The sequence below is a fragment of the Tardiphaga sp. genome (assembly GCF_044340795.1).
Taxonomy (GTDB): domain Bacteria; phylum Pseudomonadota; class Alphaproteobacteria; order Rhizobiales; family Xanthobacteraceae; genus Tardiphaga.
The window spans coordinates 1-25,913 of the sequence record NZ_JBIISY010000078.1; the positions used below are offsets into that span (position 1 = coordinate 1).

17 protein-coding genes, 1 tRNA gene and 1 pseudogene are annotated in these 25,913 nt (G+C 62.3%); 12 read left to right on the forward strand and 7 right to left on the reverse strand.

Annotated elements, in window-relative coordinates:
- Positions 1-914: 914 nt before the first annotated feature.
- From ACIQ17_RS14645 to ACIQ17_RS14675, 7 genes and pseudogenes are all read left to right on the forward strand, one after another.
- Positions 915-988, forward strand: a tRNA-Gly gene (locus tag ACIQ17_RS14645).
- Between the two features lie 906 nt (positions 989-1,894).
- A pseudogene (locus tag ACIQ17_RS14650) lies at positions 1,895-2,468 on the forward strand (tyrosine-type recombinase/integrase).
- A gap of 132 nt (positions 2,469-2,600) precedes the next feature.
- The gene (locus tag ACIQ17_RS14655; RefSeq protein WP_398469780.1) at positions 2,601-3,365 is read left to right on the forward strand and encodes a hypothetical protein; all 765 of its coding nucleotides are present in this window, start codon (positions 2,601-2,603) and stop codon (positions 3,363-3,365) included.
- Positions 3,362-3,958, forward strand: a complete 597-nt coding sequence (locus tag ACIQ17_RS14660; RefSeq protein ID WP_398469781.1) for an RNA polymerase sigma factor — start codon at positions 3,362-3,364, stop codon at positions 3,956-3,958. The genes ACIQ17_RS14655 and ACIQ17_RS14660 overlap by 4 nt, the downstream gene beginning before the upstream one ends.
- 2 nt (positions 3,959-3,960) lie before the next feature.
- On the forward strand, positions 3,961-4,929 hold the full coding sequence (locus tag ACIQ17_RS14665; protein WP_398469782.1) for a FecR family protein: 969 nt from the start codon (positions 3,961-3,963) through the stop codon (positions 4,927-4,929).
- A 136-nt stretch (positions 4,930-5,065) separates the two neighbouring features.
- A complete protein-coding gene (locus ACIQ17_RS14670) occupies positions 5,066-14,620 on the forward strand; it encodes a filamentous hemagglutinin N-terminal domain-containing protein (protein WP_398469783.1) in 9,555 nt (3,184 codons plus the stop codon).
- Positions 14,621-14,761: 141 nt separating this feature from the next.
- A complete protein-coding gene (locus ACIQ17_RS14675) occupies positions 14,762-16,567 on the forward strand; it encodes a filamentous hemagglutinin family protein (RefSeq protein ID WP_398469784.1) in 1,806 nt (601 codons plus the stop codon).
- Positions 16,568-16,645: 78 nt separating this feature from the next.
- Here ACIQ17_RS14675 and ACIQ17_RS14680 read toward each other — a convergent pair whose 3' ends face one another.
- Together ACIQ17_RS14680 and ACIQ17_RS14685 are read right to left on the reverse strand one after the other, a co-directional pair.
- On the reverse strand, positions 16,646-17,626 hold the full coding sequence (locus tag ACIQ17_RS14680) for an ABC transporter substrate-binding protein (RefSeq protein WP_398469795.1): 981 nt from the start codon (positions 17,624-17,626) through the stop codon (positions 16,646-16,648).
- A 62-nt stretch (positions 17,627-17,688) separates the two neighbouring features.
- Positions 17,689-19,497, reverse strand: a complete 1,809-nt coding sequence (locus ACIQ17_RS14685) for an adenylate/guanylate cyclase domain-containing protein (protein WP_398469785.1) — start codon at positions 19,495-19,497, stop codon at positions 17,689-17,691.
- 467 nt (positions 19,498-19,964) lie between these two features.
- Here ACIQ17_RS14685 and ACIQ17_RS14690 point away from each other — a divergent pair, with 467 nt between their 5' ends.
- The 4 genes from ACIQ17_RS14690 (at position 19,965) to ACIQ17_RS14705 (ending at position 23,159) form a co-directional block, all read left to right on the forward strand.
- Positions 19,965-20,882 (forward strand): alpha/beta hydrolase, encoded by a 918-nt coding sequence (locus tag ACIQ17_RS14690; RefSeq protein ID WP_398469786.1) that lies wholly within the window; start codon positions 19,965-19,967, stop codon positions 20,880-20,882.
- 1,023 nt (positions 20,883-21,905) lie between these two features.
- A complete protein-coding gene (locus tag ACIQ17_RS14695; protein WP_398469787.1) occupies positions 21,906-22,181 on the forward strand; it encodes a hypothetical protein in 276 nt (91 codons plus the stop codon).
- Between the two features lie 405 nt (positions 22,182-22,586).
- A complete protein-coding gene (locus ACIQ17_RS14700) occupies positions 22,587-22,889 on the forward strand; it encodes a hypothetical protein (protein WP_398469788.1) in 303 nt (100 codons plus the stop codon).
- 60 nt (positions 22,890-22,949) lie between these two features.
- A complete protein-coding gene (locus ACIQ17_RS14705; RefSeq protein ID WP_398469789.1) occupies positions 22,950-23,159 on the forward strand; it encodes a hypothetical protein in 210 nt (69 codons plus the stop codon).
- 112 nt (positions 23,160-23,271) lie between these two features.
- Here the strand turns inward: ACIQ17_RS14705 and ACIQ17_RS14710 are convergent, their stop codons facing one another.
- The 5 genes from ACIQ17_RS14710 to ACIQ17_RS14730 form a co-directional block, all read right to left on the reverse strand.
- Positions 23,272-23,451, reverse strand: coding sequence for an outer membrane protein (locus tag ACIQ17_RS14710; protein ID WP_398469790.1), 180 nt, complete (start codon positions 23,449-23,451; stop codon positions 23,272-23,274).
- Positions 23,452-23,486: 35 nt separating this feature from the next.
- The gene (locus ACIQ17_RS14715; RefSeq protein ID WP_398469791.1) at positions 23,487-23,636 is read right to left on the reverse strand and encodes a hypothetical protein; all 150 of its coding nucleotides are present in this window, start codon (positions 23,634-23,636) and stop codon (positions 23,487-23,489) included.
- A gap of 7 nt (positions 23,637-23,643) precedes the next feature.
- Positions 23,644-23,859: a hypothetical protein gene (locus tag ACIQ17_RS14720; protein WP_398469796.1), complete on the reverse strand. Its 216-nt coding sequence runs from the start codon at positions 23,857-23,859 to the stop codon at positions 23,644-23,646.
- Positions 23,860-23,924: 65 nt separating this feature from the next.
- Positions 23,925-24,086, reverse strand: coding sequence for a hypothetical protein (locus ACIQ17_RS14725; protein ID WP_398469792.1), 162 nt, complete (start codon positions 24,084-24,086; stop codon positions 23,925-23,927).
- Between the two features lie 62 nt (positions 24,087-24,148).
- Positions 24,149-24,478: a hypothetical protein gene (locus tag ACIQ17_RS14730; protein ID WP_398469793.1), complete on the reverse strand. Its 330-nt coding sequence runs from the start codon at positions 24,476-24,478 to the stop codon at positions 24,149-24,151.
- Between the two features lie 993 nt (positions 24,479-25,471).
- Here ACIQ17_RS14730 and ACIQ17_RS14735 point away from each other — a divergent pair.
- The gene (locus tag ACIQ17_RS14735; protein WP_398469794.1) at positions 25,472-25,900 is read left to right on the forward strand and encodes a pyridoxamine 5'-phosphate oxidase family protein; all 429 of its coding nucleotides are present in this window, start codon (positions 25,472-25,474) and stop codon (positions 25,898-25,900) included.
- The last annotated feature ends 13 nt before the right edge of the window (positions 25,901-25,913 follow it).

A 25,913-nucleotide genomic window follows, 5' to 3' on the forward strand; every position in this document is an offset into this window, starting at 1 on the left:
GTGGGGTGCTTCCGCAAGCTCTACGTCACGTGGGGCACCCCCACCCCCCGCCTATCGGCGGGACCCTCCCCGCAAGGGGGAGGGAATCCATGCGCAGTGGCGCGTCATTGCCGATCAACCTGTCAAACAGCCCCGTCCATTCCTGCAAACACGCGATCCCGTTCTCGCGACGCTGACGCGCCCGAGTTGTGCGCATTCCTTCCGCCCTCTCCGTGAAGAGGGCGCGCGGAACGCCGGGTGCCCGAGCACCTGTGGGTGCCTGATGCCGATGCGGTACTCCGCAAGGATATGCATCAGGACTTTCCGGAGTGCCGAGCGAGCCCGGCGTTCCGCACGCGGTGTTCGGGGGCTGCTGCCTGCCCAGGGGAGCGGTCAGATCCCCGTTGTTTGGCCCAAGGCGAAGGGCCGGGGGACGCAGCAGCATGATCCCGGACGCCGCCGAGAGGGTCGTCCGTCACGCGTTTCCGGGATCGGCTGTTCCGAAGGTGAGACATCTCCGCGCCAGTGGCAGGTCTGGCACCGATCCGTCCCGCCCGCAGGCGAGCCTCTTCCAGGCACCGCGCAACGCCCCAACCTTGGCGTCCACCGCAACCGGCCCCGCGAACGTGACGATCGCGCTCGCCCCTCTCACCGGGGCCAGACGATGCGGAACATAATCCTTTGCGGGATTGCGTCAAGAATAAAATAGGAACATTGTCGCTGAAGCGCGCCGGGTTCTGCTCGCGCGTCATCCGCTGACTTGACCCGGTTGCGGCTGAAGCCCATTTGGCGCGGCGTAAGCCTGCGGACCCATCTTTGATGGTGCGCGGAAGAAAATGACCGGTTAGGCCCGGCCATGACAGGGTGGCACGCTTGGGGACTTTATCCGCACAGAGGTTGAGACCCCCGGCGCAACGTGTTACCTGACGCGGCATGCGGGTATAGCTCAATGGTAGAGCAGCAGCCTTCCAAGCTGAATACGAGGGTTCGATTCCCTCTACCCGCTCCATCCTCTTAATGATTGTTTTTGAAAAGAGATCTGCGTTCGTTGGCGTTTTTTTACCGTTGTACGACGATCGTACAACGCTCGTACAACAAAACCCGAAGAACTCGTGCAATGACTGAGTCCTTGCGGCGTGAATTTTCCGCCGTTTCGGTCCTTTGACCGGAAGGGTTTCGATCCTTATCGCGCGAATCTTGGCACCCGTTCTCATCTCGTTCATAAGGGAGTCCTTCGCAAATGCGCAGGGCTCGCGCGCTTGCGTCCGGAATGAGCGTCGAATCCTCTAAGCTGATGGACGCGCCGCCCGAGGAATGGGAAGGCAGCTTTGACCGCATCCGGGGCCTGTCTTTCAAGACGGGCTCCCATCACTTCCGCGACCCTCTCAATCCCGCTGCTTGTGTTTCCGGCTCTCAATTTTGACCCGCAAACAATCCACTTATTCCGGTGACACACGAGAGCATGATTGCCGAAAAAGTCTTGATGAGCTCGCGAGGCCGATTGGCGCCCAGACCTCTATACCGACCACAATTACAGCCAATACAGCGCTTCGGGCAAACATCCCTCCAAACGTCCGTATGGCCAATTGAAAATCAGACAAGACGATCTCCCATTTGTTGGGAGGACGCTATCTTGATCCTACTAATAAAAATCTCGATGCGCGTTAAGGAGTGGGACGTAAGAGAAAAAAGCGAGATCGTTGGCGGCGCACTCCTGAGGATTCGAATGCATGCCAATTCAATCGAGCCTTCCGATTTGTAGCGCTTCGAACGAGTTGAGATCCATATGAACGTCAGTTATTGGCGCTAAGCCGTCATTCAGGCGGAGGCTCTATTCTTCCCTAGCTCGCTGGGAGCGACGCGGTGGGACGGGTGAATTGGAGCCAGCTCTATGTCCGCCTAGAATAAGGGACAAATTATTGGCCAAAAACTGCCCCTCAAACCGAGAGAAGTCTGGGGGATAAGAACGAGATTGGAACTCGCCTCAAACTTGCGAGAGCTCGCCCTCTTTAACCTAGCAATCGACAGCAAGCTTCGGGCGTGTGATCTGACGTGCTTGAAAGTACGGGATCTGACGATCTCAGGGATGTTGCGCAGTCGAGCGACGGTTATTCAAAAGAAGACGGGACGTCCGGTCCAGTTTGAAATTTCGGAGCAGACGAAGGACAGCTTCGATAAGTGGATTTCATTTCGAAAATTGCTTCCAACAGACTTTCTCTTTCCTAGCCGAAAGTCAGCCAAGCCGCATCTGTCTACGCGGCAATATGGGCAGATCGTCGATCGATGGGTAGTCAGCTTTGGGCTGGACCGAAGACGCTATGGAACACATTCGCTGCGCCGAACGAAAGTGTCCCCAGATATATAAGAAGACGGGAAATCTTCGTGCGGTTCAACTGCTCCTCGGGCATACGAAGCTTGAAAGCACCGTGCGCTATCTTGGAATCGAGGTAGACGATGCATTGGCCATGTCAGAGCAGCTAGATCTTTAAGTGTCATTGAGGCGCATCACCAAGTGATGCGCCTCTTGGCGCAAAGCGGACGTACGGCAACAGGTCGAAATGGAGAGACATCTAGAAAGGCGCTGACATATTCTTGTTACGAAGCTGAGCCATGAAGCGGTCATGATGGCCCTTCGTGCACCAGAATGCTCGTTGATGCGGCTTGCTGATTGCATAAGAGGGCTGGTCTTTGTGGGGGCCTTGCTGGCTAAGGCATTGACCGACGTCAATTCTTTGGCCCTCGTCCCAAATGCTTGGGCCACGGAGATCAAGGAACGCGAAGCCAGCTCAGGAATGGCCACGTTCGAGATCGAATCTCAGCCGCTCGCCTCGGCGCTCGAGGCCTACAGCGTCGTAGCCAAACGGCAAGTGATCTATAACGGAAATCTGGCGATTGGACGCAGATCCGCAGCAGTCCAAGGGACGTACGACGTTGAGCACGCCCTCGTCCTTTTGTTGCAAGATAGTGGGTTGGTGCCGCGCTACATGGCGGAAGATGCGTTCGTGCTGGTGCCCGCGCCGCAGGCCGCGCTGCCTGTGAGCACGACGCCGGAACCTCTTGCTGCGCGATATTACGGTCTGATACAGGCTCGGCTCCTGCAAACGCTCTGCAGGGACGAAGGCGGCATGCGTGGGACTGACAGACTGGCCGCGAGTTTCTGGATCGATGCCGGCGGCCGTGTCGCTCGCGCGACCCTGCTGGATTCGACCGGCGATAAGGGGCGCGACGCCTCGGTGGGGCAGCTGCTGCAACGCATCTCCATCGGCGCGCCGCCGCCCGCGGGTTTTGCGCAGCCGGTCACCCTGGTGCTGTCGCCGCGCTCCTCGGCATTCCAGCAGGAGTGCCGGACGGCGGATGCCGCGGTCATGAGCCGGGCAGGGCCATGACCGGCAATCTCTCCGAATTGCGGCGCCGGTTTCTGCTGCGCTATGACGACCTGAAACTGCGCCTGACGCGGCGGCTCGGCTCCGCGGAGCTTGCAAGCGATGCCCTGCAGGATACGTGGCTGCGGCTCGAAGCCAGCGATGGCGTCGCTGCCGTGCGCCATGCGGACTCCTATCTCTTCACCGTCGCCATCAATATCGCGCGCGATCGCCGCCGGGCGGAAGCGCGGCGGCTGACCTCGAATGAGGTCGATGCGCTGCTGGATATCGCGGACGAGGCTCCGAGCCAGGTGGATGTGGCCGAAGGGCGCTCCGAATTGCGGGCGCTGGAGGCGATCCTGCTGGAGCTGCCGCCGCGCCAGCGCGCCATCCTGCTCGCGGCCCGGCTCGAGGACATGCCACGCGCCGAGATCGCCAAACGCTTCAGGATTTCGGTGCGACTGGTCCAGCGTGAACTGCTCGACGCACAAAATTATTGTGCAGGGCGCCTCAAGCGTAATTTTTATTGCACACTACCGGCCCGGGAAACGTCTTCGGTACAGGAGACCGATGCGGATGCACCTGGCATTCGCTTCCCCGCCCATGATGACGAATGACGATGCCGCGCCCAATCGACGATGACGAGCACCTGGCGCGCGAGGCGCATCGATGGGTGGCGCTGCTCGTCTCTGGCGAAGCCAGCACCGCCGATGCGGACGCTTTACGGGTGTGGCGACGGACCAGCCCGGCGCATGAACAGGCCTTCGCCCATGCGCGCCGGCGCTGGAAGGATTACGGACAGGCCGGCGCGACCCTGCGCGACACCGGCCAGCTGCCGCCCTGGACGCCGCCGCGGCCGATGCTAAATCGCCGCGCCTTGCTCGGCGGCAGTGCCGCCGCGGCAGCCTGTGCGGCCGGCTATGTGGTCGCGAAGCCGCCCTTCGGCCTGTGGCCCTCGCTCTCCGAACTGGCGGCTGACTACCGGACAGGCACCGGCGAGCAGCGCCGGATCACGCTGGCGGGCGACGTGTCGGTGCGCCTCAACACGCAGACCAGCCTGACCATCGCCGACAAGGCTGCGGACGAGCTGAAGCTGATTGCCGGCGAAGCTGCGTTCGCCATGCCGGCCGGCGCACGGCGATCCCTTGCCGTGATCGCCGGCGATGGCCGCAGCACCGCGACGACCGGCCGCTTCGAGGTGCGCAATGTCGGGGCGTCGGTCTGCGTCACCTGCGTCGATGGCGAAGTACGGGTCGACCATGCCGGCGATGCCGCGGTGCTCACCAGTGGAAAGCAGCTTCGTTACGACGCCCGCGGCCTGCAGTCGGCGAGCGCCGCCGATCTCAATGTCAGCACCGCCTGGCAGGACGGCATGCTCGTTTTCCGCCTCACACCGCTGGCCGATGTGGTCGCCGAGATCAATCGCTACCGGCCGGGCAAGGTGGTGCTGATGAGCGATGAGCTCGGATCAAGCCCGGTCAATGGCCGCTTCCGCATCCAGCGCATCGAGGAAGTGCTGGTCTGGATCGAGCAGGCCTTCAACATCAAGACCCGCGCACTGCCGGGTGGCATCGTTCTGCTCGGCTGACCGCCGGTTCCGGCGACACAAATATTTCATAAAGATTCTTGTTCACGTGAGGCTCCCAGCCGTCGTCTCCGAACTGAGTCACCCTGCCGCGGCCGCCGCGCTGCGCAGGTCCCGATCTCTGTCGCGAGAAATGCCCATGTCCGTCCGTAAGCCCGCTGCCCATTACGCACCGTCCCGCGCCACCGTGAGGCGCCGGATCCTGTGGGCAACGGTGAGCACGGTGGCGCTCAGCGTGATGCCGGCATCGGCGCAGGCGCGCGGGCTGCAGGGCGGCAGCGCCAGTGCCACGGCGGCGCCGAACATCGCGTCGGAAGCAGCCGCACTGGCGGCACAGCAGGCGGCTGCAGCGGCGCGGCAGACGCAAAGCTCACTGGCGCGAGCGGCGCGCGCGGTGCAGGACATGCAGGCGGTGCAGGCTGCAGCGCGTGCAGCGGCGGCAGCGGCGCAGGTGTCGCGCACCGCACCGGTCGGCGTCCCCAACGGTCTCGGTGCTGGCGGCTTGCTTCCCGACATGGCGGGCTGGACCGGTGCCGACGCGCCAACGCAGGGCGTCGATGGCAATGGCCAGACCCAGGTCAATGTGCGGCAGGTCACCCAGCAGGCCATCCTCGACTGGAAGAGCTTCAATGTCGGCGCGCGGACCACGCTGACCTTCGACCAGCAGGGCAAGGCCGACTGGGTCGCGCTCAATCGCGTCGACGCAAGTACCGGTCCAAGCCAGATCCTCGGCAATATCAAGGCCGACGGCTCCGTCTATGTCATCAATCAGAGCGGCATCATCTTTGGCGGCAACAGCCAGGTGAATGTGGGCTCGTTCATTGCCTCGACAGCAAAGATCTCGTCGGAGCAATTCCGCGACAAGGGAATCTATTCGACCGGATCCGCCGCGAACTGGACGCCGAGCTTCATCGATGCGCTCGGCGCGATCCGCGTCGAGGCGGGCGCGCAGATCACGACAAAGACGCCCACCAGCGTGACCTCCGGCGGCGGCTTCGTGATGCTGCTCGGCCAGTCCGTCGTCAATGACGGCATGATTTCGACGCCGAAGGGGCAAGCGCTGTTCGCGGCCGGCGATGCCTTCGTTCTGCGCCCGGGCTTCAGCACCACCGGCAATACGGCATCGACCACCCGCGGCAATGAAGTATCGCCCGTCATCAATGCCGGCAGCCGTAGCGGCGGTGTTGTCAACACCGGCATCGTATTCGCGCAACAGGGCGACATCACGCTGGCGGGCCGCGACCTGTCGGTCGGCGGCGCGCTGATCGCCACCACCTCAGTCAATACGCGCGGCACCATCCATCTGCTCAACCGTGCGTCCGACACGGAAGGCAACATCACCCTCGCGGCCGGCAGTGTCACGGCAGTGCTGCCCGAACTGGACAGCAAAGAGGAGGCGTTCGACAGCAATCGTAACGCGCTGATCGAGGCATCCAGGCTCGCCGATCAGATCCGCGCCGCCGCTGCTACGGGCACATTCGCCAATCTGTCGCTGCTCTCCGACCGGCAGGACCAGTCGCGCATCGAGATCGTCACGGGCGGCAAGGTCACCTTTGCCGGCGGTTCCTATACCGCGGCGCAGGGCGGGCAGATCGCGGTGTCGGCTGCCAAGACCATCGATGTTGCGGATGGTGCGCTGATTGACGTGTCCGGCGTACGCAATGTCGCGCTGGCCATGGACAGCAACAATATCAGGGTCAATGTGCAGGGCAATGAACTGCGCGACTCCCCGCAGAACCGCGACTCCCGCGCGCTGACCAGCAACGATGTCTGGATCGATGCGCGTTACCTCACTTTCGTCGCGGCCGGCACCGGCGGCTATGCGTCCGAGCGCTACTATACCCCGGGCGGTCTGCTCGAGGTCGGCGGCCATCTCAACACCCTGTCGCACCGGATCGGCGAGTGGGCCGCTGTGGCCGGCAGCATCACGCTGCAGGCGCCGAAGCTCACGGCGCATGAAGGCGCCCGCTTCGATATCTCCGGCGGCTCGCTCGACGTGGCGGCGGGCTGGATTTACTCGACCAATCTGATCGGCATCGACGGTCGTCGCTACAGCGTGGACAATGCACCCGGCGACATGAAGTTCGTCGGCTTGGCCGGCAGCTTTGCGCGCACGCACAATGTCCAGGGCCAGACCGACCAACGGCTGACCGAAGTGTGGACCACGGTGTTCGATCGCGGCCGCACGTCGAAGCGCTGGGAGCAGGGCTATTCCGTCGGCCGCGACGCCGGCCGCCTGAACCTGGCGGCGCCGACCAGCATCTTCGCCGCCACCATCATCGCCGACACGGTCAATGGCGAGCGGCAGACCACCAAACGCTCGACCGAAGTGTCCGACGGCTACAAGCTGGCGCAGGGCGTCGTCGCGCAGAACGGCACGCTCGCGCTGCAGACCTATGATGGCAGCAGCAGCACGCCGCGATGGACGGCGCTCGCAAGCGAGGTCAGGTTCACCGACACGCCGGCCCCGGCGGATCGCACCGGCACCATCTGGCTGAGCTCGGACCTGCTCACGGGCTTTGGTCTTGGCGGCATCTCGGCATGGACGACGAAGGACATCGTCGTCGATCGCGCGCTGGGCGTTTCAGCCGGCGGCGTGATCGACCTGCAGGCCGCCAATGTCACCATCGGTGCCGATCTCACGGCACGGAGCGGCCGCGTCACCATCGGCAATGAAGTGCTGGGCCGCGCGCCGCTGCTCGATGCGAAGGGCAGTTCGCGAATGACGCTGCGGGATGGCGCCGTCATCGACACACGCGGCGTCTGGACCAACGGCCTGATCGACCCTGCGGCCGATCGCTCGCTCGTCGCTTTAATTGATGGCGGTGATGTTACCATCCGCACATCGGGCGATGTGACGCTGGCGGCCGGCTCGCGGATCGATGCGTCGGCCGGCGGCATGATCGACCGCACGCGCGAAGTCAGCGGCGGCGATGGCGGCGATATTGCGCTGATCGCCAGCAACGCGAATACATCGCGAACCGGGCAGTTGACGCTCGCCGGCAAGCTCGTCTCGACCGGTTTCGGCAAAGGCGGCGCGTTGACGCTCGATAGCGGCGGCGCCGTGGTGATCGGCGACGCATCGCAGACGCAGGCGCAGACTTTGCGACTGGCGACGGACTTCTTCGGCCAGGGCTTTTCCAGCTATGCGATCAATGGCCAGAAGTCCCTGACCGTCGCCGCCAGTTCGGCGATCAAGGTCACCATGCCGACCTATCAGGTCTCGGCCGCATTGTTCGACCTGGCCAGCGGTGGCGACGTCGCAAAGGCCGCGACAACGTCGCTGTCGCCGCTCTATCTCGACAATGCCCGAAAGGGCAGCACGACCCAGCGCGCTGGCGCCGACCTGATCCTCCGCTCGGGCACCGGCCCGCATTATACCGGCGCAGACAGCGCGATCACCATTGCGAAGGGGGCTGCCATCACGGTCGATCCCGGCCGCAATGTCACGCTTGTCAGCGGCGGGCAGATCACCGTCGATGGCCGCATCACCGCGCATGGAGGCCGGATCGAGATCCGCGACGGCAATGCGGCGTTACCGACCAAGGATGCGCCGCTGCCGCAGACCGGTTACGATCCGGGCGCACGCTCGATATGGATCGGCGAAACGGCGGTGCTCGACGTATCGGGGCAGGCGCATGTCGCGCGCGATGCGAAGGGCGGCAGCTACGGCATCGTCGCCGATGGCGGCACCATCATCATCGGTGGCACCGGCAAGGCGAACAGCGACTCGATCCTGCGTGATGCCGCGCTGTCGCATGTGGTGATCCGGCCCGGCGCCGTGCTCGATGCATCGGGCACCGCGGGCGAACTGACCGTGTCGGATCTCAACGGTGAACGCACGATCATGACGGCCAGCAATGGCGGCAGCATCACCGTGGCGTCGCGCTCGAGCCTCTACATCGACGGCACGCTGCGCGCGCAGGCGGGCGGGGCGGGGGCTTCGGGCGGGGCGTTGTCGGTGGTGTTCGAGTCGCCGCTGTTCCTGGAGAACGACGCAAGCTATGTGCCGGCGCCGATGCGCGCCGCGCGCATCCTCACCATCGCGCAAAGCACTGCCGCGAACAATCTCGCCGCCGATGCGCGTGCTGGCGTCGCCGATCCCACACTGAAGCTCGGCCATGGCCACATCACCGCCGACCAGATCATGGATGGCGGCATCGACAGCGTGCAGCTCTGGACCCGCGGCGGCATCTCGTTCGACGGCAATGTCGATCTCGCCACGGGCCGTAGCCTCACTTTGACCCATAGCGGTTTCCTCAACGGCCCCACCGTCGCGCGCGTCTGGAACGGCGGTATCGCCAACACCACCGCCGACGCATTGGTGCGGCTGCAATCCGCCTATGTCGGACTGATCGGTCTCGCCGTGCCGAAGGATACGATAGTCTTCGCGGACATCCTGCCACCTGCGAAACTCGGCGGCACCCTCGATATCTCTGCCGGCCTGATCGACCTGCAAAGCGACATCCGTTTCAACTATGCCAATACCGTACTGACCAGCCGCGGCGACATCCGCGTTCTCGCCACGCCGGGCGGGGTGACGATGGTCGGCACCTCCGGCAATCTCACGCTCGTGGCGCAGCAGGTTTATCCGGCCAGCGGCGCGACCGCGACACTGTTTGCAGGCATGGACAGCACCGGCACGAAGATTGCCGACATGAATGCCAAACTGCGCATCCTCTCCGTCGATGGCAGCCGGCCGGCCGCGCTCTATTCGGTGTTCGGCAGCCTGACGCTGGCGGCGCCGACGATCCAGCAGGGCGGCGTGCTGCGCGCACCGCTCGGCTCCATCACGATCGGCATGCATCTCGCGAAGTCGGCGACGGACAACTACTTCACGCGCGTCGAACTGTTGTCGGGCAGCGTCACATCGGTAAGCGCTGCGGGGCTCGTGATGCCTTATGGCGGCACGACGGATGGCGTGAACTACACTGCCGATGGTGTCACGGCGGTGGCGCCCGACCTGGTGACGGGCGCCTTCGGCGGCGTCAGCACGCGCCAGGGCGTGACGATCAATGCCGGCGAGGTGACGAGCGCGGCCGGCTCGGTGATCGATCTGTCCGGCGGCGGGACGTTGGCGGGCACCGGTTTCGTGTCGGGCCGCGGCGGCTCCGTGGACGTGCTTGTCGCGTCGCTCGCCGAGGCCAATCCAGCCAATCGCAAGTTTGGTACCAACAATACTGTCTACGCCCTCGTGCCCGGAGCGGTGACGGCGCCAGTCACCGGCGGCTATAATACGGCTTGGACTGGCGATACGCCCGGCATCGGCCAGCAGGTGACGATCCCGGCGGGCGTGCCCGGCCTTGCGGCCGGCACCTATACGCTGATGCCGGCGAATTATGCGCTGCTGTCCGGCGCGTTCCGCATCGAGGTTGCGCCCGGCCATGTCTCGGCGACGACGGCGCCCATCACACTCGCCAACGGATCCTATCTGGCGAGCGGAACGCTCGGCATTGCCAATACATCGATCCGCGATGCGTTGCCCACGTCACTCGTGCTCACGCCCGGAAGCGCGACGCGGACCTTCTCGCAATACAACGAACAGAGCTATGCCGACTTCCAGCTCGCTCAGGCGAGCCGCTTCGGCACGGTGCGACCGATGCTGGAGCGGGACGGCAAGTTCCTCTCGATCAGCCTGATGACGCTTGATGGCGGCAATGTCACCAGCACGAAGCAATGCACGCGCGACGCGCTGATCTTCGAAGGCCGCGCGCTGTTCGCGGCAGACCAGGGCGGCTATGGCGGCACGCTCAATCTCGGCGCCGTGAGCAATGTCTATCTCACGGGCGCGCAATCGACCCTCGAAATCATCAAAGCCGGCGTGCCGGTCATCCGCACGTCCAGGGTGACGCCGGTGTCCGACGCCGCGATCGCGGCGATCGCGGCGCCCAATCTCAATCTCGGCGGCGTGATCGGGCGTGACCAGAATACGGTCGGCTTCGATTTCACGCAGATCGATCCGGGCACGCACAACATTATCGTCGACAGCGGCGCGGTGCTGCGCGGCTCGCAGATCCTGATGTCGGCGCTCTACGACATCACCATCGCGTCTGGCGCACGCATCGACACGCTGGGCTGGGGCATCCAGGCGCCCGACAGCGTCGCGACCGGCCTGACCTATGGCGGCCAGTCGCGCGCAGCCATCAACAATACGAATATGGCGGCCATCGTCGCCGTGTCGAACGGCAATATCGCCTTTACCGCCCCGACAGGCGCGAAGGGCAGCGTCACCATCGGTGACGGCGCGATGCTGCTGAGCGAGGGATCGGTGGGCTTCATGGTGCCGGCGAATCTCGCCGTGGACGGCACGCCCGTGATCGGCACGCGCAGTCTGAACATGACGGTGCCGACCTTGAATATCGGCTCTGCCGCATCGCTGGCGGCGGCACGGGCCGCCGGCACGCTGCCGAACGGCATGGCCTTCGACCAGAACCTGTTCGACCGGCTGCTGAGGGGCGGGGCAGGCGGCGCACCGGCGGTGGAAACGCTGGTGCTCGGTGCCAGCAATTCGATCAACTTCTTCGGCTCCGTCAGCCTCGACGCCATCGATCCCGCCACCGGCCGTTCGCGGCTCAAGCAATTCCAGTTCAACAGCCCGGCGATCTACGGGGCCGGCGCGGTGGGCGATCAGGTTCGCATCTCGGCCGATACGCTGATCTGGAACGGCTTTGCGACCACGGCATCGGGCGCATCGCAGCCGTCGCCGAGCAAGGTGCCGGGCGCCACCATTCCGGGCGGTCCGGGAAATGGCGCCGGCACCATCATGGTCGATGCGCGGCGGATCGTGCTCGGCTTCGGCTCCAATGAGCGGACGTTCTCGCAGGTCAATTACGAGCGGTTGATGCTCGGCTTCGCCGCGGTCAACCTGAATGCCAGCGAGGCGATCGTCGCCAACAATCGCGGAACGCTGGCGGTGTTCGCATCGGGCCCGAGCCCCGATGCCACCTATAACGGCAAGACCTATGCGGGCACGGGCGGTGTGCTCAATCTGGTGACGCCGCTGCTCACCGGCGATCCCGGTGCCGTACTGGCGATCCGCGCCGGCGGCAATGTCAGCGTGACGCAGCCGGCATCGGCTTCCAACGCGCCGCGGACGACGGCGCTCGGCGCCGATATCGCGATCGCCTCCGGCGGCAGCATGTTGCTGGATACGGCGGTGTATCTGCCGAGCGGCCGCTTCTCGGCCACGGCCGCCGGCGATCTCGTGCTTGGTGCGAACGCAAAGCTCGATCTGGCCGGCCAAGCGATCCAGATGTTCGACGTCACCCGGCATTCCTGGGGCGGCGACGTGTTGCTGGAAAGCACCCGCGGCAATATCCGTCAGATGGCCGGATCGGTCATCGATATCTCGGCGGCCAATAGCGATGCCGGCTCGCTCACGCTGACGGCCGCCGGCACCGGTGCGGGACGGGTCGCGCTGGACGGCACGCTGAAGGCCGGTGGCGTGCAGGGCGGGTCGTTCGATCTGCGCGCGCAACTGATCGGCGGCAGTGCGTCGACGCTCTCGGCTGACTTCGCTGCGCTGAATGCGACGCTGAACGCGACCGGTTTCACCGAAAGCCGCAGCTTCGTGCTGAAGCAGGGCGATCTCGTCATCGGCAACGAACTCAAGGCACATGACATCGCGGTGTCCGTCGATGGCGGCAGCCTCACGGTGATCGGCAAGGTCGATGCCAGCGGCGAGCGCGCCGGTGCGATCCGGCTCGCCGCGCGCGGCGACATGATGCTCGCCTCAACGGCGGTCCTCGATGCCCATGGCACGGTGCTGCAGGTAGACAGCAACGGCGTGGCCATCGGCGCGAAGAACCGCGCGGCGGTGGAAGTCGGCAGCACGCAGGGCACGGTGCGCCTGGCATCGGGCGCGACCATCGACCTGTCGTCGCCAGACGGCGTGGCGCGCGGCACGATGAACATCTATGCGCCGCGCCTCGGCAGCGGCAGCAGCGCCACCGGGGTCGGTGCGCCGGCCAATGCGGTGGGCAACGATGTTGCGATCGAAGCCGCGCAGGGCCTCGTCATCCGCGGCGCCCGCGAGATCGCGCTCTATGGCATGACGACCTATAAGAACGCGTCGACCTCGGCCAATCCGAACGAGCAGGTGATCAACAAGGCGTGGATGGACCTCGTCCATCAGGATAACCTCGCTTTCGTCAGCGGCGCACTCTCGAATGCCGGTCTGCAGGGGCGGCTGGCCGGGCTCACGGCCTATGGCAGCGCGTTCCATCTGCGTCCGGGCGTCGAGATCGCCAGCGCCACCGATGACGGACGTCTCCTTGTCAGCGGCGATGTCGACCTGAGCGCATATCGCTACGGTGGCGAAGCCATGGGCCTCACTTTGCGGGCCGGCGGCAATGTAACGGTGAAGGCCAACCTGTCGGATGGTTATCGCATGACGGCACCGGGGCGGCCGAATTCGATCACGCCGATCCCGACCATTCTCAACAACACTACCGATTTCAACACGACGAAGACCAAGAACGTACTCGTCGGGTCTGTTCGCGTCAGAATGTCCTATTACGACAACAAGAACGAAATCGTTCTTGCGTCCGACTGGGTCATTCCGACCACCGATTTCTACGTCAATGGCTATGGCAGCATCCCCGACAAGAGCGGCACTGCATGGCGGCCCGGACAAACAGTTCCGGCCGGTACGACATTCGCGGCTCTGGGACTGCCGCTGGAACTGGCGATACCTGCATCGTGGCCTGCCGTTCAGTATCTCGTCAAGGCCAGCGCACCGACCTATGCTGAGGCCATGCCAGGCCCGGCGACCGCGCTTCGCGTCGTCGCCGGCGCCGACGTCAATGCGGCGGCATTACGGACCTTGGCGGCTGCAACGGTGCTGAAGAGCGGCGGCAATCTCGTGCTCGACAATCTCGTATTCAACAGTGGCACCGGGACGGCGGCCAATGTGCCCGCGACCAGCATGTTGCGCACAGGCGCTGCCGACCTCGATGTGCTCGTCGGCGGCGACCTGAACCAGCTCTCGCCGTTCAACATCTCGACGCTGGGCCAGGGCGATGCGGCGTCATCAGACGTTTTCGTCAAAGCACAGGGCCAGCTCACCGGTGGCGTGTATGTTGCGGCTGCCAGCTTCGTCACAAGCGGCCAGGTCGCGCGATGGTATGGCCAGAACGGCAAGAATTTCACCGGTTTCGGCGCGCTCAACGGCGGCAATGTCACCGTAATCGCTGGCGGCGATGCGGGTCTGATGAAGCCGCATAGCGGGACGACGGGCGCGCTGGGCTATAGCAGCACAGGGATCGTCGCCGGCGCTCAAGGCGGCGGCGATGTGCGCATCACCATCGGCGGCGCGCTCAATCCAATCGGATATGGCGGTCCTGTCGGTAGCGCCAGTGACGACATGAACGGTGTCTTCAGCGCCGATCGCGGCGACATCACCCTGCAGGCCGGCAGCATCGGCGTGATCCCGCTGATTCACGGCACGGCCGAGAACAACGATCCGCGCCAAGCCGATCCTCTGGCGGCTACCGCTATCGGTGCGGCGGCTGGCGGCCCGATGCTGATGCCGCGTGACGGTCAGGTCTCGGTGGCGAGCCGCGGCGATCTGGTCATCGGCGGATACGGCTCAGCCGGCACCAGTGCCAAGCTCGGCTGGAGCGATCGCACCGCGGTATCGCTGTTCTCTACGGGTGGCAATCTGGTGCCGATCAATGCGAACAGGGACGGGTGACCGAACGACGGCTACGCCTACGACGGCCCGAACGGTATCGGTCAACATCATCTGCCTAGCAGCTTCTCTGCGGTCGCTGCCAATGGCAGCATCTATGTCCAGGGCTCCCTGACGAATTCAGGTACGGATATCGTCGTTCATGTGGATGCCGCGCCGAAGGGCGGGCTTGAACTTCTGGCCGGCAAGTCGATCTACGGCGCCGCGACCTATAATACGATCACGAAGTCCAACCCCGTCCGCTTCGATGTCGGCGGTAGCGAGGTCGATCCAGCTTTGCATGGGGGTGACGACACGCCGATCCGAATCTATGCCGTCAACGGCGACGTGGTCAATGTGACGTTGGGCGAGGCACGCCCGCTTTTCGACGGCAGCACCGTCTATGTCGGCGCCAAGAAAACACGTGTCATGGCCGGCCGCGACATGGTCGCCTTCGGCCTGACCACCACCAACGTCAATGGCTATAACGTCGTCCTGCCGAGCTTCATCCTGCATGCCGACGCGAATGACGTATCGGTCATCTCGGCCGGCCGCAACATGTACTATACGAATGTGGAGATCGCCGGACCCGGCACGCTGGAGGTCACAGCCGGCGGTGACATCTATCAGGGCTATAAGGGCCTCATCACCTCGTTCGGACCGATCGCACAAGGCGACGACCAGCCGGGTGCGTCGATCTCGCTGCTCGCGGGGACCGGCGCCGCGGGGGCACGCTACGACAATCTGTTAGTCTATCTCGATCCCGCCAATCTCGCGGTGTCGGGCACGCCGCTGGCGGATCAGACTGGCAAGGTGGCGAAGACCTATGAGAGCGAGTTGCGCAAGTGGCTGCTGGATCGCTACGGCTTTGCCGCCACGAGCGATGCGGAGGCCCGCAGCACCTTCGCCGCATTGGCGCCGGAGCAGCAGCGCATCTTCCTGCGCGAGGTCTATTGCGCCGAACTGACCGCAGGCGGTCGCGAATACAACGACGCGACGAGCAGCCGCTTCGGTTCCTATCTGCGCGGCCGACAGGCCATCGCGGCGCTGTTCCCGGAGGGCAACAGCTATCGCGGCGACCTCGTGATGTTCAGCGGGACGGAGAAGGACCAGTACAATAACGTCACGAATTTCGACTCCGGCATCCGGACACTGTTCGGCGGCGACATCCAGATCATGACGCCGGGCGGCCAGCAGGTGATCGGCGTCGAAGGCATCGCGGCGGGCGCGAAAACTGGCCTGGTCACGCAGGGGCAGGGCAATATCCAGCTTTATGCTGAAGGCTCGATCCTGCTCGGCCAGTCGCGCGTCATGACGACCTTCGGCGGCAACATCCTTGGCTGGTCGGCGACGGGTGACATCAACGCGGGCCGTGGCTCGAAGACGGCGGTGCTCTACACGCCGCCGAAGCGGGTCTATGACAGATACGGCCGTGTCACGCTCTCGCCGGAGGTGCCGGCAACCGGCGCCGGAATCGCGACGCTCAATCCGATCCCCGAAGTGCCGGCCGGCGACATCGATCTGATCGCGCCGCTCGGCACCATCGATGCAGGCGAGGCAGGCATCCGCGTGTCGGGCAATATTAACCTCGCGGCGCTGCAGGTGCTGAACGCGGCAAATATCTCGGTGCAGGGCATGTCGTGGGGCATCCCGTCGGTGCAGATGCCGAGCATCAGCACAGCACTCTCCACCTCCAACGCTGCGGCAGCGACGCAGCAGACGGCGACGCCGAACCAGGGCAGCGGCAATGAGCGGCCGTCGGTGATCATCGTCGAAGTGCTCGGCTATGGCGGCGGCAGCAATGGCGAGGATGACGAGCGCCGCGAACGCGACAAGCGTCGCAGCGACGAGCGTGCCAGCTACAATGCGAACAGCGCGTTGCAATTGATCGGCAACGGCGCATTGACGGAAGGACAGCAGCAGCAATTGACCGAAACAGAACGCCGGAATTTCAACCGGATCGGGCTCTAGCTGGTGGATGTCCGCTTGTGGCGCAAAGCGGAGATTGGGCAGGTGCGTCAGGACAGCAGCACTGATGAGGCAGTCCCGTTACTCGACGACATCATCGGCGCCGATGGCGAGCGATGGCGGAAACACGCGACCGAGCTCGGCAGCAGTCCTCAGATTGATCACAAGCTCGACTTTGGTGACCAGTTGAACGGGGAGATCGCGAGGCTGCTCACCATTAAGAACGCGTCCCGCATAGATGCCGGCCCGTCGGTGCGATTGAGTAAAGTCGCCGCCGTAGCTCATCAGGCCGCCCGCAATCGGGAAGTCGCGCGATTGGGTGATCGTTGGCATGCGATACTTGAGCGCGAGATGCGCGATGGTACGGCTCCTGAACGCAAAATATGGATCCGAAGTGAACACGAGACCGTTGATTGCGTTCTCTATCAGGGTAGCGAAAAGAGGATCGAAATCGCTCTCAGTTTTGGCTTGAACGACATGAATCCTGATACCGAGCTTGTGGGCGGCTGCGGTCATACTCTGTAACTGCGAGGCGGCTGTTGGGCTGGATGGATTCACCGCAACCGCCAGGGTGCGGACATCGCGATCCATGTCATGCATCAACTCGAGACGTTTGGGCGATACATCGACGCTGAGGCTCGAAATGCCTGTGATATTTCCCCCAGGCCGGGAAAGGCTGTCAACGACACCGAGTTGGACGGGATCTCCACCCATCTCGAAGACGATCGTCTTTGTCGTAGTGGCTGCCTTGGCTGCAAGGGCTGCTTGTGCGCCTCCCGACGCAACGATCGCATCGACCTGCTGACTTGCCAGGTCGGCCGCAAGCCTCGGCAATTGATCGTACTGGCCATTCGCCCACGCATAGTCGATCCGAACGTTGTCGCCTTCGACGAAGCCAGCCTCCTGCAACCCGGCCCTGAATGCGGCCAATCGACTAGTGAACAACTCCGGCGTTTCAGCGCAGAGATATCCAAGCGCAGGAACGGGGGACGCATGTGCGGGCTTCCAGCGCGCTACGAGTGCAGAACATGTCAGAAGTCCCAGGACGTCTCTCCGGCGCAGGAGCCCTTTTGCGCCATCGAGGCCATGTCGGGCAGAGGTAGGCGAGGCGGCGAGTTTCCGGGTCATGAGTCACCATGTGGCGCACCGGACGCGCTAAGTTCATTGTGTTCGTCTCGCTGGCCAGCTTTCCTATTGACAGCCTTGCCGCCCGCGAAAGCGACGCTGAATACCGGGACGGCGTCTCCAAGTCCCTTCAGTCGTCGATTGCCCCGCGCCGTGATCGGGCGCCGGGAGCCGATCGAATCGGCTACCTTGGCGTTCAGCAGAATTTCTCCATCCGCCGCCGAGGCGCATAACCGCGATGCCAGGTTAACGACACTGCCAATGGCCGTGTAATCGAACCGGTCCCGGTAACCGATGCGGCCGACAGTAGCCGACCCACTCGCCAGCCCGACGCCGAACCCGATGTTGAACCCGCAAGCCCGCCAGTCGGCGATCAGAAGCTGCACGGTGTTCTGCATCGCGACCGTGATGTCGAGCGCCTTCAGTTCCGGTTCGCGAACAGCAACCGGTGCATTGACGAGCACCATCAGCCCGTCGCCCGTGAAGTTGATGAGCGTTGCCTCATGTTGCGCGATCACACGCCCGACGGCTTCATAATAGTCGGACAGCACCCGAATGACCTCTTCAGGGGCGGTCTCAGACGAGAACGCGGTGAAGCCGCGAAGATCGCAAAAGATCACTACCACCTCAGTCCGCCGGCCATCCAGAACGCTATCATCATTTGACTTATTGATGAGGTCGGCAACCTGTGGCGCGAAGAAGCGCTTCAATCGCTCGATCTGCTGTTGATGCCGCTGCGCGAGGGCGAGTTGCGATGACATCTGATTGAAGGCGTGCGCCAGACGCTGGAATTCGTCACCGGTCTGGATTGCAATGCGATGATCGAAATCGCCGGCCCCGATCCTCTTGGTGCCCTCTTCGAGGGTTCTGATCGGCGATGTCATCTTTCGCGCAAGTGCGTAGGCGAGCAGACCGGCGAACAATGTGCCGATCATCAGAAGACCGATCGTTCTCCAGAACGCGCGATAGATCGGCGCAAAGGCCTCTGAGAGCGGTTGTTGTACGACCACCGTCCAGTGTGGCCCGGCGACTTCTGCCGCCACGGCGGCGACAGCGTTGCCGCGCAGATCGACACCGGTTGCCAGACGCTGGCCCGCACTCTCGATCTCCGCGCGAAGCGCCCGGAAGGGCCTGGACGTCGCTTCCTCCGCGCCACGCAGCACCAGACTCAGGTCGGGGTGGGCGATCAGCCATCCTGCACGATCCAGGACGAATGCGTGGCCGGCGCTTCCGACCTTGATCGCGGCTATCACGTTCCAGATGAGTTGGAGGTTGACCTCGGCAATGACCCCGCCGACGGCAGGACGATTGCCGATCACTGCAATCGTCATGTACGGCTCCGAACCTCGATTGAGGCTGATCGCGCCGAACGCGATCCGATTGGATTGCGCCGTCTTGACCAATGGATCATCAGAGCGGTCAATCTCGCTGTCAATGCGATTGAGGCCTATACGGGCGACGTGCAAACGCTCCTTGAAGTTGTTGTCCAGAATGGTCAGGCTCACAACGGCAGGTGCCTGACGAAACAAGCGTAGCGAGTCGGTCTTTCGACCTTCGTCGGGTTGGCCCGTCCATGGCGTTTGGACCAGCCAACCGAGCTGATCCGCAATTCCGAATATGAAGTCATGTATCTCGGAGGCGGCGCTGGTCGCTTGCACACCGAGTAGTTGGTCTAGTTCCGCGCGCTGATCCCAATAGCTGAATCGTGCCTCAATGAGCCCGCTGATCGCCACGGGAGCAGAGACCGCGACAAACAGGATCAGAAAATACTTCCTGAAGAGCCCGCTGAGGGTCGCCCGGACAATCATGCCACCGCATCCTGTCAAACGTCGTGTAAGGCATCTTTTCGGCTATTCGGCGCGTTCAATCTTCGCGAGGCTCGTTCTATTCGCGAAAGGCTGCTGTTTTAACTACGTAGCCGCGTTCACTAACGATGCGCTGTGTTGGCGTGTCTCGCACGGTCTGTGAATATCGAACAGCCGCTGCGTATCCGACCGAGGTCTTAGTTTGGTCGTGTTTCATTCTGGTTGCGTCGCTCAGAGAAATGATTTCGTTCGGAAATACATTGGTTTCATGAAGCCGCTGGCACGCAACAAGCGCCTTCTTGATTCGTCAGATGAATAGCTGACGGACGAAAGAGGCGGGTGGAGGGCTGCTCCTGGCGCAGGGCAGACGTCCGGAAATCCCTCGCGCGCTCTACCGGATCTTCTACTCGTGATCCTTTCAAGCTATGATCGTATCGCATCGTCTTCGTCTATTTTCGGGGAGGTCGTTAGTGGCTGATAGTGAGATTGCGAACATTCGCGCACTTCTGTCCTCGAAGCCCCGACCGGTTGGATGGGCGCAGCGCAGGGAACGTCTTGATGAAGTCGGCTCGATCTGGCCGGTAGCGGACGACGTGGAATTACGAACTGTCGACTGTGGTGGCGTGTCGGGGGAGTGGTCTCTCTCTCCCGGGGCGGACGTCACGCGGGTGCTCCTGTATTTTCATGGCGGCGGTTACTGCTCCGGCTCGATCGCAAGTCATCGCCGCCTTGTTACCGAGGCCGGACGCGCCACAGGCATAAGCACTTTGGCGATTGGGTACCGGCTCGCGCCGGAGTGTCCGTTTCCTGCCGCTCATGAAGATGCGATGACGGCTTGGCGGTATCTGCGCAAGCAAGGAATAGGGGCGAGCGATATCGTCGTTGGTGGCGACAGCGCGGGCGGGAATCTCACCATTGTTCTCATCAACGCACTGCGCTCGGCGAATGAAGATTTGCCAAATTGCGCTTGGCTGATATCCCCTTGGACTGATCTGTCCATGTCCGGAACGACTTTGGAGAGCAAGGATCATATCGATCCAATCATCCACCGTAGCTACCTTGAGGAGCTAGCCGACGCTTATTCTCCTTCATCGATTGACCGCAAGGAGCCGCTTTTGTCTCCATTGTTCTCAAATCTTGCCGGATTTCCTCCAACGCTGGTTCAGGTCGGATCTGCTGAAACTTTGCTGGCAGACGCAACGCGTTTCGCGGAAGCCGCGGCGATCGCAGACGTTGAGACTACCTTGGAGATATGGCCAAACATGATCCATGCATGGCCGCTATGGAATGCCGAACTTGCAGACGGGCGACGGGCCCTGCGATCCGCCGGCCATTTTATCAAAAACCGGTTGTTGGAGCGAAACTCATCGAACCCGGATAGTTCCTGAGTTCGCTTTTCCGCATATTGGAGAACAGGATGGTGCTCCAGGCGCAAAGCGGACATCGTCTTCGCTGTTTTCACCAACCGTATGAGCCTGCGGATTAAACGTCGCCCCTCAGCGCGTCGCGGATCTATTGTCTTCACGATGGCGTTTTCCGCAGAAGCTCGATGATTGATCTGCCTGCAGAAGCGAGCAGCAAGGTGCAGGTCAAACTGCGAGCTCCGCATCAGGCTCTGTGGGCTGACGCAAAGGTTCGGAAACGAGAACCTACGAGAAGGAAGCTGATTGCGGTTCGCGACGACGCCAGCTTGCATGCGGTACTGCGCGAGCGGCCGGCGATCGAAGATCTCCGCTTTCAGCCGCCCAGCGTCGCTGTCGCTCCGCCACGAGTGAGGCCGCGCGGATGGGCAACATTCCTGACCGGGCCGAACCACGAGAGATGAGGGCCAACCTGAACCGGCTGGCCGCTTCGCTCACGACTTTCGATCGAGAGCGATCGGCTCACCCCGACCTCGGAACAGATAGCGCATGGTCTCGTCGCACGCCCTACACCGGAAGGAACGCACTTCGCCCCTACCTTCGGAATCGCGCTTGATTGCAAGGAGGTCGCGCCGCTGGCTGCAAGATGGGCACGGAACAAGGCTCGTCGTCGACACGTCGCACTCTCATAACTGTTATGGATGATCTATACTTTCGTCTACTTTGTGCGTTGTGTCGCGTCTGTCCGCTACCAGACCCATTGCACAGCCATGCTATTGTTGCGAGCGCATGTGATCGAATAGCTTCACCAAATTGGGTGAGGCGGGCGCTACCGCCCCGCGTGGAGCTGAGGCGCATGCGGGTCCATCCCAGCGGCGCGGTTAGATGAAACCATTTCTGCGTTTCTGCCGTCCGCTGACCCATCTAGCTCACCGCCGCGGACACGTTGCTCATTAGCGTGCGTCTCTACTTGGCGTCTTGTCTCCGAGCCGTCCAGCCGGGGCTACGCTTGCATTGCCATTATCCGATGATGGAGGCGCGGCGTTTGGATTGGTCATTACGCCAGTGTTCGTACTGCTCATCGACCTCGTTGCCGCGGCGCCGGCCGATGTCTGCCCGTATGACGGCGAACTCGACGAAGTGCTCGTGGCGGATGGCGAAGGCACAGCCTTCTTGTCATTGGAGCCATTTTCGCGCGTTCCGGACCTGGAGGGGGCGGTATCTGACGACCCGGCATTGCCCGGCCCCGAGCTTCCTGTCGAGCCACCGCTGGCTGCTCCTCCGGCGCTGGAACCGCCACCACCTCCAGAGCCGCCGCCACTCTGACACCAAGCTGGCGCTGACATAGCAATGATTGATGCGGTGAGGGCTACAACGAGTTTGGCGAGCATGATGGCCTCCTTAAACGCGACAAGGCAACTTTGGCGGATAAGTTCCGCGAGTTGGTCACTCGATGGGGAATCGTCGGCAAAAGAATTAGGAGCTTAGAAACTCGTATTGCGGACCGAGGAACGTCATTCGGTCTCTTGGCGTTTCGCTACCAGAAATGGGAGGTTTCGAAGTGATCTTACGCAAAACGCAGTCTCTGATCGTCGATGATTTGAAGCCTGAGCCGAGCTCAGAAGGAGAAATCGGTCAGAAGACTGAAGACGACGGCGACATTTGCACGCCGAAAGCCGAGCCGCCGAACGAGGATGACAGACCGCTCGCGTAACAAGAGCGTTAAACAGAATGGAACCTGGTTTCAGGAACTTCGTACAACGCCGACCGATTGGCTGTCACAGATCTGATGATACACGAACGCAAATTGTCGAAACGCTCGTCATCGACGGTCCGCCGACCACCTGTCTGGCCAGCGTCAAGGCTACGCTGAATGAGATCGAGTGCTCGATTGCCATCCAAAACGAAGGATTCGAGAATCTCGTGCGCGGGTCGCAAATATCTATCGACGAGGTGATCAGCAACGCGCCCAGTAATTGGTATCTCGAAGCTCAAGAAGCTCGGAAGCTGGGGCTGATCGAAGCCGTTCTGTGAGGTCGGTGGAACTTTGCTGGCGAGACCTTGTTCAACGCCAACACAACAAGGAAGCCGACAATGAAGAAATTTCTCTCGGTTCTCGCCGTCGCGACGATCGCAGCTGGGCTGACCGCGAGTGTGGCCGATGCCAAGCCACGCAAATCGACGTCGAAAATGATAAGTGGCAAGGCTGGCGGGACGAATAGCGCCAACTCGATGAGCGGCAAGAACAGCCCAGCAAGCTCCACCAAGGGATCTGCCAGCTCGGCAGGTGGCGGGACGAAATAGACAAGTCAGGCTCAACACGCCGATGTAAAAGAAAAGGGCCGGCTTATGCCGGCCTTTCGTCGTTCACAGCATACTACTCAGAACGCGGTAGCGCCCCAGTTGAGGCGATACTTCAGGCCCATCTTGATGGTGTGTTCGTTATTGCGGAACGCGCCTCGATCGCGGTGGTCGACGTCAGGAAGGTCGTGGTACCGAAATCGTAGTACTGGTACTCGATCTTGCCCGACCAGTTCCGGGTGAACAGATATTCAAGACCGCCGCTGACGGTGTAGCCGTTGCGGCCGAAGCGCAAAGTTTGCGATGGGACCAGCGACGCGCTGGGCTCCGCTACGTATCGTCGCGGCGATACCGGTCTGCAACCACCTCATCACCGCGCCGAACAGCCGCTCGGTCCCGGTTGCGATATTGCAGGACGCCATAGATCAGCGCGATCAAGAGAACAACGGCACCGAGCCCGTAGAAGATTTCCTGTCCCATAGCTGACCTAATTGCTTTCGCCGCCAAGAGCGGTCCTGTTACCGGATTCGTTGCCTGGCGCCGTCACGCGGACCTCGTGGCCCTGCCTGATTGCCAGAGATGCCGCCGCGACGGCCGCTTCAAACGCTGCCTCTTTTGTGTCGTATGAACCTTCCAACGCCTCATCGTGGCGGATGCTCCAATCCGAACCATTCTCGACCACGTCGTAAGCAGCCAATCCCATGTTTTCCTCCTTTACCTTTTTGAAGGAATGCGCGCGCATACGCCGAGTTCCTACGACCGAGCCATTCAGCCACGGCTTTGTAAAAACGAGAACCCCCCCAGCACTGCGAGCCCCCCGACAAAGATCCACACGATCAGGCCGATCGACAGAGCTTTCGCGGCGGTAGGCGTTCGATCCGTTACCGGCGTCTCGTGCTCGGCGACAGGTGTTTCCTTCTCTGAAGACATCGCTTGATCCTGATGATGGTGTGGGTCGAAAGCAAAAGCCCCGGTTTCCCGGGGCCATCGCCTTAGTTACCGCCAGCGCCACCGCCGCCGCCGGAGGTGCGTCTGGCATCGGTGTTAGTCGGCGCATTTGCGCCAGAATAGGTGCCAGAGGCAGCGTTAGAGCCACTGAGCGAACTTGCGTTGTCGCCGCGCTGAGAGCCCGTGGCTGCTGGCGCCATGCCGACCGTACCTGATGGGCGATCGACCGCCGTGCCGCGCTCATCGACGCCTGGCTGATACACACCGCTTCCTGTCGAATTCATTTGCGGCGCGCTGGGGTTTGCACCGCTTTGAGCGAGTGCGGGCGCTGCGCCAAGCATTGCGATAGCCGACAGTACAAAAATCTTCTTCATCGGTTTTCCTCTTGTTGTTGTCCCAGCGAGGAATGCTGAACGCTGCGCTACGTTCCTACCGGACCTGCGCAACGTTGCCGCAGCCGGGATGTTGATCGGCGCCGCGGACTAAGCTTCACGAGCCACCTCCGACCGAGATTGACGAAAAGCGCGAGAGCGCCGCGTTCAACCGGTCACGATCGGTAAAGATGGGACTTGGTAGTCGCCGTCGAGTTGCCGCGCGTGCAGGAGCAGCATCGCGAACGGTTGGCTGATGCAGGAGAGCTATACCGCCACCATTTTTGCCACCGTTCCGGAGCAGGAACGAAAACTAAACATGGCGCTTGTTCCCCCATGCAACACGAGCCCTCGCATCCGGTAAATCTCTCGATCCTCATGGAAGAGGCAATACAGATTGCCTGGGAATACTTGGAGCGTGCAGGAAAAATCGAACACGCTGAGCTCTGCAGTCATATCCTGTCTCGGTCTGTCGAAACCATGATCCGCCAAGGTGTACGAAGCCGTCTGCTCCTCTCAAATCGAGCAATCACGATGTGCGAGCACGTGCTGCAAGCTCAAGCTATGCGGGACGCAAGTTGAGGCTCAAATGTCAATGGCGATGGGCAGCATTAAAGCAGCTGCCCGCCGTCAACGGGCGATCGGCTGGTTATATAAAAGGTGGCTGGCTTATCGCCAGGCTAAGACATGTGGCGCGTCATCTTCGAATGGATCGGACCAAGGCCGCCAGCAGGCTTAGAGGAGGGCGACGGCGTGGTGCTGGGCGTCCTCACAATGGCTCTGCTCGTCATGAGCCTACCCACTCTCTTTGGATTCCTGCTGGGCTAGCCGCGCATTGCGCTGCTTGCAAAGCGTATCACGCACCGGCCTCCATCCATACGCCGCGTCGTCGCGGATCAGCCAGACCACGGGTTATATCGTTACAGTCGGACTGGCGATCGATCGCGGAACGTTACTCCGCTGACTCGGTTGCTCGTCCTTCATAAGGAGATCGACATGACGAAGACGCTTGCGGACATCGCGAAGGACATGGCCGGGATCGACATCGCGATCCTTTCGACGCACACCGAAGGCGGCGAGATCGCCAACCGCCCGATGAGCAACAACGGCGATGTTGCCTATGACGGCACGTCGTATTACTTCGCGCTCCAAACGACCCGAGTAATATCCGACATCGAGCAGGACCCAAAGGTCGGTCTTGGCTTCTCTTCGGAAGCGGGAATCTTTTCTGAAGGCATTTATGTTGCAGTCGAAGGGTTGGCGGATCTTATCCGGGACAAGACTGCATTTCAGCGGCATTGGAATCCGGATTTGGATAAATGGTTCGAGCAGGGAGTTGATACCCCCGGTCTGGTCCTGATCAGGGTCAAGGCTAAGCGTATGACTTGCTGGAAAGGTCGCGAAGAGTTCGAAGTAACAATATAGGTCCAGGCGCCAC

What these genes read in the sequence shown, in the direction of transcription:
- ACIQ17_RS14655 (WP_398469780.1), top strand. Translation starts at nt 2,601, where the DNA reads ATGATGGCCCTTCGTGCACCAGAATGCTCGTTGATGCGGCTTGCTGAT.
- ACIQ17_RS14660 (WP_398469781.1), top strand. Translation starts at nt 3,362, where the DNA reads ATGACCGGCAATCTCTCCGAATTGCGGCGCCGGTTTCTGCTGCGCTAT.
- ACIQ17_RS14665 (WP_398469782.1), top strand. Translation starts at nt 3,961, where the DNA reads ATGCCGCGCCCAATCGACGATGACGAGCACCTGGCGCGCGAGGCGCAT.
- ACIQ17_RS14670 (WP_398469783.1), top strand. Translation starts at nt 5,066, where the DNA reads ATGTCCGTCCGTAAGCCCGCTGCCCATTACGCACCGTCCCGCGCCACC.
- ACIQ17_RS14685 (WP_398469785.1), bottom strand. Translation starts at nt 19,497, where the DNA reads ATGATTGTCCGGGCGACCCTCAGCGGGCTCTTCAGGAAGTATTTTCTG.
- ACIQ17_RS14700 (WP_398469788.1), top strand. Translation starts at nt 22,587, where the DNA reads ATGGAACCTGGTTTCAGGAACTTCGTACAACGCCGACCGATTGGCTGT.
- ACIQ17_RS14705 (WP_398469789.1), top strand. Translation starts at nt 22,950, where the DNA reads ATGAAGAAATTTCTCTCGGTTCTCGCCGTCGCGACGATCGCAGCTGGG.
- ACIQ17_RS14715 (WP_398469791.1), bottom strand. Translation starts at nt 23,636, where the DNA reads ATGGGACAGGAAATCTTCTACGGGCTCGGTGCCGTTGTTCTCTTGATC.
- ACIQ17_RS14720 (WP_398469796.1), bottom strand. Translation starts at nt 23,859, where the DNA reads ATGGGATTGGCTGCTTACGACGTGGTCGAGAATGGTTCGGATTGGAGC.
- ACIQ17_RS14725 (WP_398469792.1), bottom strand. Translation starts at nt 24,086, where the DNA reads ATGTCTTCAGAGAAGGAAACACCTGTCGCCGAGCACGAGACGCCGGTA.
- ACIQ17_RS14730 (WP_398469793.1), bottom strand. Translation starts at nt 24,478, where the DNA reads ATGAAGAAGATTTTTGTACTGTCGGCTATCGCAATGCTTGGCGCAGCG.
- ACIQ17_RS14735 (WP_398469794.1), top strand. Translation starts at nt 25,472, where the DNA reads ATGACGAAGACGCTTGCGGACATCGCGAAGGACATGGCCGGGATCGAC.